The organism is Pseudomonas sp. PDM20 (genome assembly GCF_014852575.3).
Lineage (GTDB): Bacteria > Pseudomonadota > Gammaproteobacteria > Pseudomonadales > Pseudomonadaceae > Pseudomonas.
Window position 1 is genome coordinate 6,392,184 of record NZ_CM181224.1, and the last position, 18,379, is coordinate 6,410,562.

Annotated in this window: 11 protein-coding genes, 2 tRNA genes and 3 rRNA genes; 3 read left to right on the plus strand and 13 right to left on the minus strand. The window is 61.0% G+C overall.

All coding sequences use genetic code 11. From position 1 onward, the window contains the following. Window positions 1–63 precede the first annotated feature (63 nt). The 3 genes from phoB to IB261_RS29425 all read left to right on the plus strand — a co-directional run bounded on the left by phoB (window position 64) and on the right by IB261_RS29425 (window position 3,530). Window positions 64–753 carry a phosphate regulon transcriptional regulator PhoB gene (gene phoB / locus IB261_RS29415; protein ID WP_054910046.1) on the plus strand — a complete coding sequence of 230 codons (690 nt, stop codon included), beginning with the start codon at window positions 64–66 and terminating at the stop codon, window positions 751–753. A gap of 39 nt (window positions 754–792) precedes the next feature. Beyond that, window positions 793–2,097, plus strand: a complete 1,305-nt coding sequence (gene phoR / locus IB261_RS29420) for a phosphate regulon sensor histidine kinase PhoR (protein WP_081515138.1) — start codon at window positions 793–795, stop codon at window positions 2,095–2,097. Between the two features lie 92 nt (window positions 2,098–2,189). Beyond that, on the plus strand, window positions 2,190–3,530 hold the full coding sequence (locus tag IB261_RS29425) for a hemolysin family protein (protein WP_081515137.1): 1,341 nt from the start codon (window positions 2,190–2,192) through the stop codon (window positions 3,528–3,530). A gap of 174 nt (window positions 3,531–3,704) precedes the next feature. On the opposite strand, the gene IB261_RS29430 is transcribed toward IB261_RS29425, so the two are convergent. The 13 genes from IB261_RS29430 to IB261_RS29490 form a co-directional block, all read right to left on the minus strand. Beyond that, window positions 3,705–4,604, minus strand: coding sequence for a peptidoglycan DD-metalloendopeptidase family protein (locus IB261_RS29430; RefSeq protein WP_081515136.1), 900 nt, complete (start codon window positions 4,602–4,604; stop codon window positions 3,705–3,707). Between the two features lie 123 nt (window positions 4,605–4,727). Then, complete coding sequence (locus IB261_RS29435; protein ID WP_081515135.1) at window positions 4,728–5,621, minus strand: response regulator; 894 nt, start codon at window positions 5,619–5,621, stop codon at window positions 4,728–4,730. 133 nt (window positions 5,622–5,754) lie between these two features. After that, entirely contained in the window at window positions 5,755–6,498 is a 744-nt protein-coding gene (gene phoU, locus IB261_RS29440; RefSeq protein WP_045217747.1) for a phosphate signaling complex protein PhoU, read from the minus strand. Between the two features lie 85 nt (window positions 6,499–6,583). Beyond that, window positions 6,584–7,420 carry a phosphate ABC transporter ATP-binding protein PstB gene (pstB, locus tag IB261_RS29445; RefSeq protein WP_081515134.1) on the minus strand — a complete coding sequence of 279 codons (837 nt, stop codon included), beginning with the start codon at window positions 7,418–7,420 and terminating at the stop codon, window positions 6,584–6,586. A 52-nt stretch (window positions 7,421–7,472) separates the two neighbouring features. Beyond that, window positions 7,473–9,149, minus strand: coding sequence for a phosphate ABC transporter permease PstA (gene pstA / locus IB261_RS29450; protein WP_151188738.1), 1,677 nt, complete (start codon window positions 9,147–9,149; stop codon window positions 7,473–7,475). Window positions 9,150–9,174: 25 nt separating this feature from the next. Continuing rightward, entirely contained in the window at window positions 9,175–11,208 is a 2,034-nt protein-coding gene (locus tag IB261_RS29455; protein ID WP_192225392.1) for an ABC transporter permease subunit, read from the minus strand. Window positions 11,209–11,602: 394 nt separating this feature from the next. Beyond that, on the minus strand, window positions 11,603–12,574 hold the full coding sequence (gene pstS, locus IB261_RS29460) for a phosphate ABC transporter substrate-binding protein PstS (RefSeq protein ID WP_024762034.1): 972 nt from the start codon (window positions 12,572–12,574) through the stop codon (window positions 11,603–11,605). A 233-nt stretch (window positions 12,575–12,807) separates the two neighbouring features. After that, complete coding sequence (locus IB261_RS29465; protein WP_081515131.1) at window positions 12,808–13,041, minus strand: hypothetical protein; 234 nt, start codon at window positions 13,039–13,041, stop codon at window positions 12,808–12,810. Between the two features lie 77 nt (window positions 13,042–13,118). After that, window positions 13,119–13,234, minus strand: a 5S ribosomal RNA gene (rrf, locus tag IB261_RS29470). Between the two features lie 134 nt (window positions 13,235–13,368). Next, a 23S ribosomal RNA gene (locus IB261_RS29475) occupies window positions 13,369–16,260 on the minus strand. A 229-nt stretch (window positions 16,261–16,489) separates the two neighbouring features. Then, window positions 16,490–16,565: transfer RNA gene (locus IB261_RS29480), tRNA-Ala, on the minus strand. Between the two features lie 28 nt (window positions 16,566–16,593). Further along, window positions 16,594–16,670: transfer RNA gene (locus tag IB261_RS29485), tRNA-Ile, on the minus strand. A gap of 64 nt (window positions 16,671–16,734) precedes the next feature. Beyond that, window positions 16,735–18,271, minus strand: a 16S ribosomal RNA gene (locus tag IB261_RS29490). The 16S, 23S and 5S rRNA genes sit together here with 2 tRNA genes alongside, the layout of an rRNA operon. Window positions 18,272–18,379: the final 108 nt, after the last annotated feature.

The following is an 18,379-nucleotide window of genomic DNA, read 5'->3' on the forward strand; positions in this document are numbered from 1 at the left end:
TCACATTCATGAAATATTTCCGTTATCTAATGCGGCGCATTACAGAAATTCTGAGGCCTCAGCATGGTTGGCAAGACAATCCTCATCGTCGATGACGAAGCTCCGATCCGGGAAATGATCGCCGTGGCCCTGGAGATGGCCGGCTACGAATGTCTGGAGGCCGACAGCGCCCAGACGGCTCACGCGGTGATCGTCGACCGCAAGCCGGACCTGATCCTGCTCGACTGGATGCTCCCGGGCACCTCCGGCATCGAACTGGCCCGCCGCCTCAAGCGCGACGAGCTGACCTCGGCCATCCCGATCATCATGCTCACCGCCAAGGGCGAAGAGGACAACAAGATCCAGGGTCTGGAAGTCGGCGCGGATGACTACATCACCAAGCCCTTCTCCCCGCGCGAACTGGTTGCCCGCCTGAAGGCCGTGCTGCGCCGCACTGGTGCCGGCGACAGCGAGACGCCGATCGAAGTCGGTGGCCTGATGCTCGACCCGATCAGCCACCGCGTGACCATCGACGGCAAGCCCGCCGAGATGGGCCCCACCGAATACCGCCTGCTGCAGTTCTTCATGACCCACCAGGAGCGCGCCTACACCCGTGGCCAACTGCTGGACCAGGTCTGGGGCGGCAACGTCTACGTCGAGGAGCGCACCGTCGACGTGCACATCCGCCGTCTGCGCAAGGCCCTGGGCGAGGTATACGAAAATCTGGTTCAGACCGTGCGCGGCACCGGGTATCGTTTCTCGACCAAAAGCTGACCCGGCTTCTCATCTGGCGGGCACAAGGAACGGAATTTCGTGACCCAGAACTGGAGTGGCGTGCTGATACGCCACCTGCTGCTAGTCGTAGCCGCCGGCGCGCTGCTCGGCCTGATCACCGGCCAGTACGGCTGGGCCATCGCCGTGGCGCTGGCGGGCTATCTCGGCTGGTCGACCTGGCAGCTGCTGCGCCTGCACAAGTGGCTGAAGAACCACCAGCCCGATGAAGCCCCGCCCGATGGCTACGGCCTGTGGGGCGAGGTGTTCGACAGCATCTACCACCTGCAGCGGCGCAACCAGCGCGCCCGCGGGCGTCTGCAGGCAGTGATCGACCGCATGCAGGAGTCCACCGCGGCGCTGCGCGACGGCATGATCCTGCTCGACCGCGACGGCAACCTCGAGTGGTGGAACCAGTCCGCCGAACGCCTGCTGGGCCTGAAGAGCCCTCAGGACGGCGGCCAGCCGGTGACCAACCTGGTGCGCCATCCGCGCTTCAAGGAGTACTTCGAGGGCGAGGACTACCGCGAGCCGCTGGAGCTCTCCTCGCCGATCAACGACAACCTGCGCCTGCAGTTCCACATCACCCTCTATGGTGCCGGCGAGCACCTGATGCTGGTGCGCGACGTGACCCGCGTCCATCAGCTGGAGCAGATGCGCAAGGACTTCGTCGCCAACGTCTCCCACGAACTGCGCACGCCATTGACGGTGATCGCCGGCTACCTGGAGACGCTGCTGGATAACGTCGAGGACGTGAACCCGCGCTGGACGCGCGCGCTGCAGCAGATGCAGCAGCAGGCCGGGCGCATGCAGAACCTGCTCAACGACCTGCTCCTGCTGGCCAAGCTGGAAGCCACCGACTACCCGGCGGACAACAAGCCGGTGGCGGTGGACCTGATGCTGCTGTCGATCCGCAACGACGCCCAGGCGCTGTCCGGCGCGCGCAGCCATCGCATCAGCCTGGAGGCGGATTCGAAGGTCAAGCTCAAGGGCAGCGAGGCCGAACTGCGCAGCGCCTTCTCCAACCTGGTGTTCAACGCCGTGAAGTACACCCCCGAGGAAGGCGAAATCCGCATTCGCTGGTGGGCCGACGAGCAAGGCGCGCACCTCGCCGTGCAGGACAGCGGTATCGGCATCGATCCCAAGCACCTGCCACGCCTGACCGAGCGCTTCTATCGCGTCGACTCCAGCCGCAATGCCAGCACCGGCGGCACCGGCCTGGGCCTGGCCATCGTCAAGCACGTGCTGCTGCGCCACCGCGGCACCCTGGACATCAGCAGCGTGCCGGGCAAGGGCAGCAGCTTCACCTGCCATTTCCCGCCGCAGCAGATCGAGAGCCGCGCATAACGGTGTCCGACTTCGACTCTGGTATAGACGGGCTTGCCAGCCAGGCCCCGCGAACCGCATTCTTGTCCGTCCATTCTTGAACCAACAGAACCATGGACCCTTCCCCTAGTAGCAACTTCCTCACCTATTTCGCCGATTTCGGCCTGATCCTGTTCGCCCTGTTCCTCGTCGTGCTCAACGGTTTCTTCGTCGCCGCCGAGTTCGCCATGGTCAAGCTGCGCTCGACCCGCGTGGAGACCATCGCCAACCAGCACGGCTGGCGCGGCACCATCCTGCGCAAGGTGCACAACCAGCTCGACGCCTACCTCTCCGCCTGCCAGCTGGGCATCACCCTCGCCTCACTGGGCCTGGGCTGGGTCGGCGAGCCGGCCTTCGCCGAGCTGCTGGAGCCCTTGCTGGCCGCGGTCGGCGTGCACTCCGAGGAAGTCATCCGCGGCGTGTCGTTCTTCACTGCGTTCTTCATCATCTCCTACCTGCACATCGTGGTCGGCGAGCTGGCGCCCAAGTCCTGGGCAATCCGCAAGCCGGAGCTGCTGTCGCTGTGGACGGCGGTGCCGCTGTACCTGTTCTACTGGGCGATGTACCCGGCGATCTGGCTGCTCAACGCCAGCGCCAACACCATCCTGAAGATTGCCGGGCAAGGCGAGCCGGGCCCTCACCACGAGCACCACTACAGCCGTGACGAGCTCAAGCTGATCCTGCACTCCAGCCGCGCCCACGACCCCAGCGACCAGGGCATGCGCGTGCTGGCCTCGGCGGTGGAGCTGGGCGAGCTGGAAGTGGTGGACTGGGCCAACTCCCGCGAGGACCTGGTCTTCCTGGAGCGCAGCGCCCCGCTGGACGACATCCTCGCCACCATTCGCCGCCACAAGTACAGCCGCTACCCGGTGTACGACAGCGAGAAGGGCGAGTTCATCGGCCTGCTGCACATCAAGGACCTGCTGCTGGCCCTGGCCACGCTGGACAGCCTGCCGGAGTCCTTCGACCTCGACGAGCTGACCCACCCGCTGGAAATGGTCACCAAGCACCTGCCGCTGGCCCGCCTGCTGGAGCAGTTCCGCCAGGGCGGCTCGCACTTCGCGCTGGTGGAGGAAGCCGACCACAAGGTCGTCGGCTACCTGACCATGGAAGACGTGCTGGAAGTGCTGGTCGGTGACATCCAGGACGAACACCGCAAGGCCGAGCGCGGCATCGTCGCCTACCAACCCGGCAAGCTGCTGGTGCGCGGCGACACGCCACTGTTCAAGCTGGAACGCCTGCTGGGCCTGGACCTGGACCACGTCGAGGCGGACACCCTCGCCGGCCTGGTCTACGACACCCTCAAGCGCGTGCCGGAAGAAGAGGAAGTGCTGGATACCGAAGGCCTGCGCATCATCGTGAAGAAGATGAAAGGCCCGAAGATTGTCCTCGCCAAGGTGGTGAAGCTCGACTGAGTCTTTTGCCCTGAATGAAAAAGGCTGCCCCCGGGCAGCCTTTTTCGTTGGCAAATGCTCGACTGCAGGAGCGCGCCATGCGCGCGATCGCGGGCATGGCCCGCTCCTACAGGTCTGCGCCATGCGTCATGGGCATGCAGTAAAGCGTGCCCACGCGGACGCGAAAGAAGCGAATCAGTTGCCCTTCACCACCGCGAAATTCGGCAGCGTATCCACCGGCTGGGAGAAGTCGTAGGGAATCGACTCCAGCGCCAGGCCGACGTTGCGCTGCACCACGAAGTGCAGGTGCGGACCGCTGCTGTTGCCGGTGTTGCCCGACTGCGCCAGCGGCGTACCGGTACCAACGCGCTGACCCTCGCGCACCAGCACCGAGCCGCGCATCAGGTGCAGGTACACACCCATGGTGCCGTCGTCATGCAGTATCCGCACGAAGTTGCCGGAGGGGTTCTTGCCGCGCCCGCTCTGGCCGTTCTCGACCTTCACCACGGTACCGCCGCGCGCCGCGATGATCGGCGTGCCTACTGGCATGGCGATATCCATGGCGTAGCGGCCCTTGGGCGTGAAGTGGCTGTAGCGGCCATTGGCGCCCTGGGTCAGGCGGAACGGCCCGCCGGTCCATGGCAGCGCGTACTGGTAGGACAACGGCGTCAGTCGCGGATCGCCCAGCGCATAGCGCAGCTTGGGCTTGTAGCGCAGCGGCCTGGCGGGATCGAGCGGTGCCAGGGTGGCGAGGCGAATCGAGCTGCGCGGCGGCAGCACCCAGCGGATCGGCCGCTCCGGCGCGCCCACGGCGTTCTGCACACCGGTCACGCTCAGCTCGACTTCCACCGGTGCGTACAGGTCGTTGCGCACCTGCAGGGTCTCGCCGCCGGCGTGCTTCTTCGTCTCCAGCTTCACCTGTTCTTCCAGGTGCTCGACCATGCGATCGCGGAAAACGAAGACAGCCGCACCCGCCACGGCCTTGTCCGTGTAGGTGACCACGCCATTGGCGTCGGTGTACTTGTAGATGGTCACGGCCGAAGCCGTCCCGGATGCGGCCAGAAGACCGCACAGGAGGATACTGCGCCCTAGCATGTCGACTCTGGTTATAGGTATGGCGACGCTGGCAAGACTAGCAGCGTCGCCCGTGCGTCGCGACCTGCCGCCGGTCGGCCTGTGAAACAGTCCCGGTTGCCGGCGGGCGGATTTGTAACCGGATCAGGCGCCGGGCACGTAGTGCTTCTGAGAGCTGCCGCGGGCGATCAGCCGGGACAGGTAGTCAAGCTTCTGCGGGTCGCGGTCGACGAAGCGGAAGGTCAGCTGCAACCACTCGCTGTCCGGCTTGGGTTCCAGCGCGGCCACGGCATGCAGGTAGCCGTTGAGGCGGGCGACGTCGCTGTCTTCTTCCAGGTCCAGCACGGCGCTTTCCAGCACCTGGGGCAGCGGCGTGCCGCGCTTCACCACCAGCAGCGCTTCCTTGAGGCTGAGCGCCTTGATCACGCAGGGCAGGCTCGCCGAGGGCAGGCGCAGCTGGCCTTGCTGGCCCTTGGCGCCACTGCGGGCGGCCGGAGCGGCGGCAGCCGGTGCCGGAGCCGCCGGGCGCGGCGCAGCGGGCGCGGCCGCCGGGCGTACTACCTCGGCCTTGCCACCGGTGAGAGCAGCCAGGGAGTCATTGGGCATGGAGCCGACCAGGCTGCGCTGCGGTGCCTGGGCCGCAAGGGCTTCCAGCTTGCCGGCTCGCGACAGCGCCTTCTTCACCTTGCTCACCAGTTGGTCGTTGGAGAACGGCTTGCCGATGAAGTCGGAGACGCCGGCCTGGATGGCCTGCACCACGTTGTCCTTGTCGCCTCGGCTGGTGACCATGATGAAGGGCGTGGTCTTCAGGTGGTCCTGCTCGCGGCACCAGGTAAGCAGCTCGATACCCGACAGCTCGGGCATTTCCCAGTCGCAGAGGATCAGGTCCACGGCCTGGCGCGCGAGGAACTGCTGCGCCTTGCGGCCGTTGACCGCTTCTTCGATCTGCAGACCGGGGAAATGGTCCCGCAGCCCCTTCTTCACCAGGTCACGGATGAACGGAGCGTCATCCACGACCAGCACACTGACCTTGCCCATCGGCATCTCCCGAAAACGATAGGGCGAAGGATAGCCTTGCCGGGTGGCTACATGCCATTGGTGAGGGACCGCTCGGCCATAAAATGACGAACCCGGCGCGATGGCCGGGTCCGTTCTGGTACGGGCGTCTGGCTTATTCGGCCTTGTCGGCCTTGCCAGCGGTGCCCTGCACCTCTTCCTTCATGCGGGTCAGGCCGATGTGGCGGACGTCGGTGCCGCGCACCAGGTAGATCACCAGTTCGGCGATGTTGCGCGCGTGGTCGCCGATACGCTCCAGCGAACGCAGCGCCCAGATGACGTTGAGCACGCGGGAGATGGCACGCGGGTCTTCCATCATGTAGGTGACCAGCTCGCGCAGGGCGGTCTTGTATTCGCGGTCGACGGTCTTGTCGTACTGCGCAACCGACAGTGCGAGGTCGGCGTCGAAACGGGCGAAGGCGTCCAGCGCCTCCTGCACCATCTTGCGCACCTGGTTGCCGATGTGGCGCACCTCGACGTAGCCGCGCGGCGACTCGCCTTCCTCGCACAGCTGGATGGCGCGGCGGGCGATCTTCGAGGCTTCGTCGCCGATGCGCTCGAGGTCGATCACCGACTTGGAGATGCTGATGATCAGGCGCAGGTCGGAGGCAGCCGGCTGGCGGCGGGCGAGGATGCGCAGGCATTCCTCGTCGATGTTGCGCTCCATCTGGTTGATCTGGTCGTCGATCTCGCGCACCTGCTGGGCCAGGCCCGAGTCGGCGTCGATCAGCGCGTTGACCGCGTCGTTGACCTGCTTCTCCACCAGGCCGCCCATGGCCAGCAGGTGGCTGCGCACATCTTCCAGTTCGGCGTTGAACTGCTGCGAGATGTGGTGGGTGAGGCTTTCTTTGTTGATCATGTTCGCTCCGCGAAAGCCGCAGGCGCCGGGCCGCTGGCTTGTGATGTTCTCCGGGAAGTTCTACCGCGCACGCAATACCGCGAGACTAGCCGTAGCGACCGGTGATGTAGTCTTCGGTCTGCTTCTTGGCCGGGTTGGTGAACAGGGTATCGGTATCGCCGAACTCGATCAGCTTGCCCATGTACATGAACGCCGTGTAGTCGGAGACACGTGCGGCCTGCTGCATGTTGTGGGTCACGATGACGATGGTGAACTTGGATTTCAGCTCGTAGATCAGCTCTTCGATCTTCAGGGTGGAGATCGGGTCCAGTGCCGAGCAGGGTTCGTCGAGCAGCAGGACTTCCGGCTCCACGGCGATGGTGCGGGCAATGACCAGACGCTGCTGCTGGCCACCGGAGAGGCCGAGGGCGGATTCGTGCAGGCGATCCTTCACTTCATCCCACAGGGCAGCGCCCTTGAGCGCCCACTCGACGGCTTCGTCGAGAACGCGCTTCTTGTTGATGCCCTGGATGCGCAGGCCGTACACCACGTTCTCGTAGATGCTCTTGGGGAACGGGTTGGGCTTCTGGAACACCATGCCGACGCGGCGACGCAGTTCGGCGACGTCGACGTTCTTGGCGAAGATGTTGTGGCTGTCCAGGAGGATCTCGCCCTTCACGTTGCAGCCATCGACCAGGTCGTTCATGCGGTTGAAGCAACGCAGCAGGGTCGACTTGCCGCAGCCGGACGGGCCGATGAAGGCGGTCACGCGCTGCTTGGGAATGTTCATGCTGACGTCGAACAGCGCCTGCTTTTCGCCGTAGAACAGGCTCAGGCCGGGCACTTCGAGGGCGACGGTCTCGCTTTCCAGGTTCATGCCATGGCGGTCGCCGCGGCCGAGCGCGCCGATATCGATGCCGTGGGATGCGGTGTCATGTTGCATGTTCAGTCTCCTTGGGAGGCCAGGCGGCGGGCACGGCCCGCCGCCTGCAGAATCAGTTTTCCAGCGCCTTGTACTTTTCGCGCAGGCGGTTACGAATGGCGATGGCCGAGAAGTTCAGCAGGGCGATCACCATCACCAGCAGCAGCGCGGTGGCGTACACCAGCGGGCGCGCGGCCTCGACGTTCGGGCTCTGGAAGCCGACGTCATAGATGTGGAAGCCCAGGTGCATGATCTTCTGGTCCAGGTGCACGTACGGGTAGTTGCCGTCCACCGGCAGCGCCGGAGCCAGCTTCACCACGCCCACCAGCATCAGCGGCGCCACTTCACCGGCAGCACGGGCCACTGCGAGGATCAGGCCGGTCATCATCGCCGGGCTGGCCATCGGCAGGACCACTTTCCACAGGGTCTCGGCCTTGGTCGCGCCCAGGGCGAGGGAGCCTTCACGGGTGGCCCGCGGGATGCGCGCCAGGCCTTCTTCGGTGGCCACGATCACCACCGGCACCGCGAGGATGGCGAGGGTCAGCGAGGCCCAGAACAGCCCCGGCGTGCCGAAGGTCGGCGCCGGCAGGGCTTCGGGGAAGAACATCCGGTCGAGCGAGCCGCCCAGCACGTAGACGAAGAAGCCCAGGCCGAACACGCCGTAGACGATCGCCGGAACACCCGCGAGGTTGTTCACCGCGATGCGGATGATGCGGGTCAGCAGGCCCTGGCGGGCGTACTCGCGCAGGTAGACGGCAGCGATCACACCGAACGGGGTGACGATCACGGCCATCACCAGGGTCATCATCACGGTGCCGAAGATGGCCGGGAAGATACCGCCCTCGGTGTTGGCTTCACGCGGGTCATCGCTGAGGAATTCCCACAGCTTCTTGAAGTAGAAGCTCAGTTTGGTGGCCACGCCCATCTGGTTCGGCTGGTAGGCATGCACCAGCTTGCCGACGCTGATTTCGGTCTGCTGGCCGGTGGCGTCGCGCATGACGATGCTGTCGCGGTTGAACTCCTGGTGCAGGCCGTTGAGCTGCTCTTCCAGCACCTTGTACTGGGCGTTCAGCTCGGCGCGGCCGGCGGCGATGTCGGCCTCGGCGGTGGCATCCAGCTTGTTGTTCAGCTGCAGGCCACGTTCCTTGAGGCGCAGGCGCTCCAGACCATGGTTGATGCCGCCAATGTCCTTCTTCTCCAGCCGGTACAGCTTGCTGTAGAGCTCATCGACGCGCTTGAGACGGGTCTGCAGCTCGGCCATGGCGCCCGGACCTTCGGCAACCACCTTGCCGTTTTCCTTCACGCTCAGCAGGTAGCCATAGAAGTTGCCCCACTCGCGGCGCTCCAGGGTGACCAGGTCTGCCGGGTGACGACGGTCGGTCAGCCATTCGCCGATTACCCAGGAGAAGTCGCTGCCGTAGAGGTCGCGGTTGCCCAGCTTGAGCAGTTCGCGGGTCATGAACTCCGGACCATTGTCCGGCACCGGCAGACCGGCGCCGCGCAGACGTTCGCGCGGCACCTGCTCGACCTGGACTTCTTCGCCGATCAGGGTCTTGGGCGCTTCACCGGGGACGGTGTAGGTCGCTTCGATCACATCCGCCGGCCAGAAGTGGCCGAGACCGCGCACGGCGATCACGGCGAGCAGGCCGATGGTCATGATCACGGCGATGGACACCGCACCCGCGTTCATCCACACCCAGGGAGAACCGCTGGCAAACCACGCTTTGACGGATTCCTGTTTCTGTTTCACGGAACGTAGCCTCGTCGGGCGTCGCTTAGAGCGACGCGTATTTCTTGCGCAGGCGCTGACGGATCAGCTCTGCCAGGGTGTTCATCACGAAGGTGAAGGACAGCAGGACCAGTGCCGAGAGGAACAGCACGCGGTAGTGAGTGCCGCCCACCTCCGACTCGGGCATTTCCACCGCGACGTTCGCCGCGAGGGTGCGCATGCCCTGGAAGATGTTCACGTCCATAACCGGGGTGTTGCCGGTGGCCATCAGCACGATCATGGTCTCGCCCACGGCGCGGCCCATGCCGATCATCAGCGCGGAGAAGATGCCCGGGCTGGCGGTCAGGATCACCACGCGGGTCAGCGTCTGCCAGGGCGTGGCGCCCAGGGCCAGGGAACCGTAGGTCAGGCTGCGCGGCACGCTGAAGATGGCGTCTTCGGCGATGGAGAAGATGTTCGGAATCACCGCGAAGCCCATGGCCAGGCCCACTACCAGAGCATTGCGCTGGTCGTAGGTGATGCCCAGGTCATGGCTGATCCACAGGCGCATGTCGCCGCCGAAGAACATGGTCTCCAGGTGCGGGCTCATCCACAGGGCGAAGGCGCCGGTGGCGAGGACCACGGGGATCAGGATCGCCGCTTCCCAGCCGGCCGGCAGGCTCAGGCGGATGCGCTCAGGCAGACGGCTCCAGATCAGGCCGGCAGCGAGGATACCCAGCGGGGTAAGCAGTAGCAGGCTGAAGATGCCCGGCAGGTGGCCTTCGACGTACGGCGCCAGGAACAGGCCGGCGAAGAAGCCGAGGATCACGGTCGGCAGCGCTTCCATCAGCTCGATCACCGGCTTCACCTTGCGGCGCATGCCCGGAGCCATGAAGTAGGCGGTGTAGACGGCGGCGGCGATGGCCAGAGGAGCAGCGAGGATCATCGCGTAGAACGCGGCCTTCAGGGTACCGAAGGTCAGCGGCGACAGGCTCAGCTTGGGCTCGAAGTCGGTGGTCGCGGCGGTGGACTGCCAAACGTAGGACGGCTTGTCGTAGCTCTCGTACCAGACCTTGCCCCACAGCGCGCTGAATGACACTTCCGGGTGCGGGTTGCTCAGGCTGAAGCGACGCAGCTCACCGCCCTGCTCGAGGATCAGTCGGTTGGCGCGCGGCGACAGGGCCATCGGGCCGGCGGAGGGCGCGACGTTCTCCACCAGCAGCGTACGGTGCGCGGTGCTGTGGAAAATGCCCAGGTTGCCCTGCTTGTCGATGGCCAGGAAGCCCTTGCGGCGCTGCTCCGGCGCGATGCTGGAGATCGGCTGGTCGCCCAGCTTGAAATCACGCACGTGGGACAGGCGCGGTTCGCCGTCTTCGCCACGGGCCATGAACCACTGGCTGATGCCGCCCTTGGAGTCGCCGACCATCAGCGAGATGCCACCCAGCAGCTGGCTGCTGGCAGTCACTTCGGCGGACGCGTCATCCAGCAGCTTGTAGCGGCCGTTGAGCTGGTGGGAGTTCAGGTCGAACACGTCGGCCTGGGCGCGGCCATTGAGCACATAGAGCCACTGCTTGCGCGGGTCCATGTAGATGGCCTTCACCGGATCGGCGATCTGCGGCAAGTTGATGCGTTCTTCCTGCAGGGTGCTCTCGCCGGTCAGCATGTTTTCCTGCTGAGTCAGGCCGAGCAGGAGCATTTCGCTGCCGGTGGACGCGGCCAGCAACAGGCTGTCGTCACCCGAGACGATCGCCACGTGCTCCAGCGGACGGCCCTGGGGATCCAGGTTCATCGGCGCTTCGCCGTAGGGATAGTCGATGTGCGGGGTGATGGTCTTCTTGTTGTCCGGGTAGGTGACCTTGTAGTTGTGCTTGAACACCAGCACCTGGCCGTTGGACAGGCCCAGCGCGACGGTCGGATGACCCGGCTGGTCCTCGGCGATGGAGGTGACGCTGGTGCCGGCGGGCAGCTTCAGCGCAACGCGGTCCATCTCGTCGCCTTTCTTGGCGTCGAAGAACACCACTTCGCCGTTGGCGGCGACGCGCATGCCCACCATGTTCTGCTCTTCGATGCTCAGCAGCAGCGGCGCCTGGGCCGTTTTCAGCCAGGTCGGAGCGAGGGGGTCACGCGCCTCCAGTTCGGCGCCGCGGAACAGCGGCAGCACGACGTAGGCGAGGTAGAAGAAGATCAGGGTAATGGCAGCCAGCACGGCGAGCCCGCCGACCAGGACGTACCAACGGGTCAGTCGATCCTTGAGCGCCCGGATACGGCGCTTGCGCTGCAGGGCAGGCGTATTGAAATCGATCCGCTCGGGGAGAGAAGAAGTCATCGGGGAGTTGGCCATGTCGTTCATGGAGTGACACCCTAGCGGCCCTATATGACAGAAAGATGACATGGAGGTGACGCGACAAAGCCCGCCAGCAGAGCCATGCTGGCGGGCTCGGTCGAGTAAGCGTCAGCCCATGCCGGGCGGGATCTCCGCCCGGTTGAAGGGCTGATTACAGACCCAGATCCTTGATCGCTTTTTCGGCGACTTTGGACGGCAGCGGGATGTAGCCGTCTTTCACGACAACCTGCTGGCCGGTCTTGGAGAGCACCATCTTCAGGAACTGGGCTTCCAGCGGGTTCAGCGGCTTGTTCGGCGCCTTGTTGACGTAGACGTAGAGGAAACGCGACAGCGGGTAGGTGCCGTTCAGGGCATTCGCCTCGTTGTCTTCGATGAACTCGCCGCCTTCTTTCTTGGCCAGGGCAACGGTCTTCACGCTAGCGGTCTTGTAACCGATACCGGAGTAACCAACGCCGTTCAGGGACTGGCTGACCGACTGAACCACGGAAGCCGAACCCGGCTGCTCGTTCACGTTCGGCTTGTAGTCGCCTTTGCACAAGGCTTCTTCCTTGAAGTAGCCGTAGGTGCCGGAGACGGAGTTGCGACCGAACAGCTGAACGGGCTTGTTGGCCCAGTCGCCGGTCAGGCCCAGGTCACCCCAGGTCTTCACTTCCGACTTGCCGCCGCACAGGCGGGTGGAGGAGAAGATGGCGTCGACCTGTTGCATGGTCAGACCCTTGATGGGGTTGTCCTTGTGCACGAAGATCGCCAGGGCATCCACGGCAACCGGAACAGCGGTCGGCTTGTAGCCGTACTTCTGTTCGAAGGCCTGCAGCTCGACGTCCTTCATCTTGCGGCTCATGGGACCTAAGTTGGCGGTGCCTTCGGTCAGAGCCGGCGGCGCGGTGGAGGAACCGGCGGCCTGGATCTGCACGTTAACGTTCGGGTACAGGCGCTTGTACTCTTCCGCCCACATGGTCATCAGGTTGGCCAGAGTGTCGGAACCGACGCTCGACAGGTTGCCCGACACACCGCTGGCTTTCTGGTAGTCCGGCAGGGCCGGATCGATCGCGGCTACCGCACTGGCGGTGCCTACGCCTGCAGCGACAAAAGTCAGGGCCGCCATCAAACGCTTGAGTTTCATGCCTTGCTCCTTAAGGAGAATGGGGTTGGATGGAACGGGGGCCAGTATCGGCAGGCCGCATGAAGACTCTATGACTGGAATGTGACAGTTGGATGAAATGCCATCAGTGTGGCAGCAGAGGCTTTGTAACAGGAACACCGCTACCCGCAGGAAAGGGAGAATAACGCTGTAATGGCTGTTCTAGAGGGCTACGAGCCCTGCTCTCAGCTAAGGCGGCAAGTATTTGCAGGCGCTCATCCGGCCATGATCATGGCGACGAGGAAGCAGCCCATGCACACCAGGTAAGGCAGCAGAAGCCATTTATAGATACCGTGCCGGCGCCCTAGAAAGAAGCCGAAACCCGGGATGATCAGGGCGAGAATCGCAGCTGGCCCTGCCCGCGCCACGAGCAGGCAGAAGGCGAGCAGCTGACCGACGCTCAGGCTCAGAACACCCAGCAGGATGAAGGTAGAAATCAACGTTTCCATGTCGAACGGCGTCCTTTTTCGCGCCACAAAAGCAAAACCCCCGGCCAGCGATGCTGACCAGGGGTCTTGGGATAGGAGCTTGACGATGACCTACTCTCACATGGAGAAACTCCACACTACCATCGGCGATGCGTCGTTTCACTACTGAGTTCGGGATGGGATCAGGTGGTTCCAACGCTCTATGGTCGTCAAGCAATTCTTTATGGACGCTCGTGGCAGATGCACACGCTCATCCAGATTCGGGTATGTGACAGGTATTTGCGGTTCACACGAACTTTCGGTTCGTTACGTCTTCACCGTACAACACGCAAATTGTTTGGGTGTTATATGGTCAAGCCTCACGGGCAATTAGTATCGGTTAGCTCAACGCCTCACAGCGCTTACACACCCGACCTATCAACGTCGTAGTCTTCGACGGCCCTTTAGGGGAATCAAGTTCCCAGTGAGATCTCATCTTGAGGCTAGTTTCCCGCTTAGATGCTTTCAGCGGTTATCTATTCCGAACATAGCTACCCGGCAATGCCACTGGCGTGACAACCGGAACACCAGAGGTTCGTCCACTCCGGTCCTCTCGTACTAGGAGCAGCCCCTCTCAAATCTCAAACGTCCACGGCAGATAGGGACCGAACTGTCTCACGACGTTCTAAACCCAGCTCGCGTACCACTTTAAATGGCGAACAGCCATACCCTTGGGACCGGCTTCAGCCCCAGGATGTGATGAGCCGACATCGAGGTGCCAAACACCGCCGTCGATATGAACTCTTGGGCGGTATCAGCCTGTTATCCCCGGAGTACCTTTTATCCGTTGAGCGATGGCCCTTCCATACAGAACCACCGGATCACTAAGACCTACTTTCGTACCTGCTCGACGTGTCTGTCTCGCAGTCAAGCGCGCTTTTGCCTTTATACTCTACGACCGATTTCCGACCGGTCTGAGCGCACCTTCGTACTCCTCCGTTACTCTTTAGGAGGAGACCGCCCCAGTCAAACTGCCCACCATACACTGTCCTCGATCCGGATAACGGACCAGAGTTAGAACCTCAAGCATGCCAGGGTGGTATTTCAAGGATGGCTCCACGCAGACTGGCGTCCACGCTTCAAAGCCTCCCACCTATCCTACACAAGCAGGCTCAAAGTCCAGTGCAAAGCTACAGTAAAGGTTCACGGGGTCTTTCCGTCTAGCCGCGGATACACTGCATCTTCACAGCGATTTCAATTTCACTGAGTCTCGGGTGGAGACAGCGCCGCCATCGTTACGCCATTCGTGCAGGTCGGAACTTACCCGACAAGGAATTTCGCTACCTTAGGACCGTTATAGTTACGGCCGCCGTTTACCGGGGCTTCGATCAAGAGCTTCGCTTTCGCTAACCCCATCAATTAACCTTCCGGCACCGGGCAGGCGTCACACCCTATACGTCCACTTTCGTGTTTGCAGAGTGCTGTGTTTTTAATAAACAGTCGCAGCGGCCTGGTATCTTCGACCGGCATGGGCTTACGCAGTAAATACTTCACCCTCGCCGGCGCACCTTCTCCCGAAGTTACGGTGCCATTTTGCCTAGTTCCTTCACCCGAGTTCTCTCAAGCGCCTTGGTATTCTCTACCCAACCACCTGTGTCGGTTTGGGGTACGGTTCCTAGTTACCTGAAGCTTAGAAGCTTTTCCTGGAAGCATGGCATCAACCACTTCATCATCTGAAAGATGACTCGTCATCAGCTCTCGGCATTAACACCCCGGATTTACCTAAGATCTCTGCCTACCACCTTAAACTTGGACAACCAACGCCAAGCTGGCCTAGCCTTCTCCGTCCCTCCATCGCAGTAACTAGAAGTACAGGAATATTAACCTGTTTCCCATCGACTACGCTCTTCAGCCTCGCCTTAGGGACCGACTAACCCTGCGTCGATTAACGTTGCGCAGGAACCCTTGGTCTTTCGGCGTGGGAGTTTTTCACTCCCATTGTCGTTACTCATGTCAGCATTCGCACTTCTGATACCTCCAGCAAGCTTCTCAACTCACCTTCACAGGCTTACAGAACGCTCCTCTACCGCGCATCTTGCGATGCACCCGTAGCTTCGGTGTATGGTTTGAGCCCCGTTACATCTTCCGCGCAGGCCGACTCGACTAGTGAGCTATTACGCTTTCTTTAAAGGGTGGCTGCTTCTAAGCCAACCTCCTAGCTGTCTAAGCCTTCCCACATCGTTTACCACTTAACCATAACTTTGGGACCTTAGCTGACGGTCTGGGTTGTTTCCCTTTTCACGACGGACGTTAGCACCCGCCGTGTGTCTCCCACGCTGACACTTCCAGGTATTCGGAGTTTGCATCGGTTTGGTAAGTCGGGATGACCCCCTAGCCGAAACAGTGCTCTACCCCCTGGAGTGATACGTGAGGCGCTACCTAAATAGCTTTCGAGGAGAACCAGCTATCTCCGAGCTTGATTAGCCTTTCACTCCGATCCACAAGTCATCCCCTACCTTTTCAACGGGAGTGGGTTCGGTCCTCCAGTCAGTGTTACCTAACCTTCAACCTGCTCATGGATAGATCGCCCGGTTTCGGGTCTATACCCAGCGACTAAAACGCCCTATTAAGACTCGCTTTCGCTACGCCTTCCCTATACGGTTAAGCTCGCCACTAAATATAAGTCGCTGACCCATTATACAAAAGGTACGCAGTCACCTAACAAAGTAGGCTCCCACTGCTTGTACGCATACGGTTTCAGGTTCTATTTCACTCCCCTCTCCGGGGTTCTTTTCGCCTTTCCCTCACGGTACTGGTTCACTATCGGTCAGTCAGTAGTATTTAGCCTTGGAGGATGGTCCCCCCATATTCAGACAAAGTTTCTCGTGCTCCGTCCTACTCGATTTCACTTCAAAGAACCTTTCACATACGGGGCTATCACCCACTATGGCCGCACTTTCCAGAGCGTTCTGTTAGATTCAAAGAAGCTTAAGGGCTAATCCCCGTTCGCTCGCCACTACTAAGGGAATCTCGGTTGATTTCTTTTCCTCAGGGTACTTAGATGTTTCAGTTCCCCTGGTTCGCCTCTTACACCTATGTATTCAGTGCAAGATACCCAGCTTATGCTAGGTGGGTTTCCCCATTCAGAGATCTCCGGATCAAAGTCTGTTTGCCGACTCCCCGAAGCTTATCGCAGGCTACCACGTCTTTCATCGCCTCTGACTGCCAAGGCATCCACCGTATGCGCTTCTTCACTTGACCATATAACCCCAAGCAATCTGGTTATTGTCTCGAACGTGAAGACGACATTCGCCGAAAATTCGCGCTTGAACTCGCAAATTTTACCTTGACTTGAATAATCACCAGTGAAAGAGATTATTCAGTCTACTTCTATCACATACCCAAATTTTTAAAGAACGGTTCTGGCACAAAGACCAGACATCAATGTTCGTTCAACCTGAACATTCATGTCTGAGCTTTCGACGATTAATGGTGGAGCCAAGGAGGATCGAACTCCTGACCTCCTGCGTGCAAAGCAGGCGCTCTCCCAGCTGAGCTATGGCCCCATTCGGATCAGCAGCACACCACAACAATTGGTGGGTCTGGGCAGATTCGAACTGCCGACCTCACCCTTATCAGGGGTGCGCTCTAACCAACTGAGCTACAGACCCAATCGTCTAACCAGTGAATCAAGCAATTCGTGTGGGAGCTTATGAAGAAGCTGAGATCTTCGATTAAGGAGGTGATCCAGCCGCAGGTTCCCCTACGGCTACCTTGTTACGACTTCACCCCAGTCATGAATCACTCCGTGGTAACCGTCCCCCTTGCGGTTAGACTAGCTACTTCTGGAGCAACCCACTCCCATGGTGTGACGGGCGGTGTGTACAAGGCCCGGGAACGTATTCACCGTGACATTCTGATTCACGATTACTAGCGATTCCGACTTCACGCAGTCGAGTTGCAGACTGCGATCCGGACTACGATCGGTTTTATGGGATTAGCTCCACCTCGCGGCTTGGCAACCCTCTGTACCGACCATTGTAGCACGTGTGTAGCCCTGGCCGTAAGGGCCATGATGACTTGACGTCATCCCCACCTTCCTCCGGTTTGTCACCGGCAGTCTCCTTAAAGTGCCCACCATAACGTGCTGGTAACTAAGGACAAGGGTTGCGCTCGTTACGGGACTTAACCCAACATCTCACGACACGAGCTGACGACAGCCATGCAGCACCTGTGTTCCGATTCCCGAAGGCACTCTCGCATCTCTGCAAGATTCCGGACATGTCAAGGCCAGGTAAGGTTCTTCGCGTTGCTTCGAATTAAACCACATGCTCCACCGCTTGTGCGGGCCCCCGTCAATTCATTTGAGTTTTAACCTTGCGGCCGTACTCCCCAGGCGGTCGACTTATCGCGTTAGCTGCGCCACTAAGATCTCAAGGATCCCAACGGCTAGTCGACATCGTTTACGGCGTGGACTACCAGGGTATCTAATCCTGTTTGCTCCCCACGCTTTCGCACCTCAGTGTCAGTATCAGTCCAGGTGGTCGCCTTCGCCACTGGTGTTCCTTCCTATATCTACGCATTTCACCGCTACACAGGAAATTCCACCACCCTCTACCGTACTCTAGTCAGGCAGTTATGGATGCAGTTCCCAGGTTGAGCCCGGGGATTTCACATCCATCTTACCAAACCACCTACGCGCGCTTTACGCCCAGTAATTCCGATTAACGCTTGCACCCTTCGTATTACCGCGGCTGCTGGCACGAAGTTAGCCGGTGCTTATTCTGTTGGTAACGTCAAAACAGCAAGGTATTAACTTACTGCCCTTCCTCCCAACTTAAAGTGCTTTACAATCCGAAGACCTTCTTCACACACGCGGCATGGCTGGATCAGGCTTTCGCCCATTGTCCAATATTCCCCACTGCTGCCTCCCGTAGGAGTCTGGACCGTGTCTCAGTTCCAGTGTGACTGATCATCCTCTCAGACCAGTTACGGATCGTCGCCTTGGTAGGCCTTTACCCCACCAACTAGCTAATCCGACCTAGGCTCATCTGATAGCGCAAGGCCCGAAGGTCCCCTGCTTTCTCCCGTAGGACGTATGCGGTATTAGCGTTCCTTTCGAAACGTTGTCCCCCACTACCAGGCAGATTCCTAGGCATTACTCACCCGTCCGCCGCTGAATCCGGGAGCAAGCTCCCATCATCCGCTCGACTTGCATGTGTTAGGCCTGCCGCCAGCGTTCAATCTGAGCCATGATCAAACTCTTCAGTTCAATACTGCTTGGGTTTTGAGAAAACCCTAAACTTGGCTCAGCAATCGCATGCTCTATTTAAAGAGCTAAAACTCTCGAATTCACGAGTGTTACTTGCGTTGCTGATAA

Coding starts and splice junctions, on each gene's coding strand:
- phoU (WP_045217747.1), bottom strand. CDS start 6,498: ATGATCAACAAAGAAAGCCTCACCCACCACATCTCGCAGCAGTTCAAC.
- pstB (WP_081515134.1), bottom strand. CDS start 7,420: ATGCAACATGACACCGCATCCCACGGCATCGATATCGGCGCGCTCGGC.
- IB261_RS29430 (WP_081515136.1), bottom strand. CDS start 4,604: ATGCTAGGGCGCAGTATCCTCCTGTGCGGTCTTCTGGCCGCATCCGGG.
- IB261_RS29465 (WP_081515131.1), bottom strand. CDS start 13,041: ATGGAAACGTTGATTTCTACCTTCATCCTGCTGGGTGTTCTGAGCCTG.
- pstS (WP_024762034.1), bottom strand. CDS start 12,574: ATGAAACTCAAGCGTTTGATGGCGGCCCTGACTTTTGTCGCTGCAGGC.
- phoB (WP_054910046.1), top strand. CDS start 64: ATGGTTGGCAAGACAATCCTCATCGTCGATGACGAAGCTCCGATCCGG.
- IB261_RS29425 (WP_081515137.1), top strand. CDS start 2,190: ATGGACCCTTCCCCTAGTAGCAACTTCCTCACCTATTTCGCCGATTTC.
- IB261_RS29435 (WP_081515135.1), bottom strand. CDS start 5,621: ATGGGCAAGGTCAGTGTGCTGGTCGTGGATGACGCTCCGTTCATCCGT.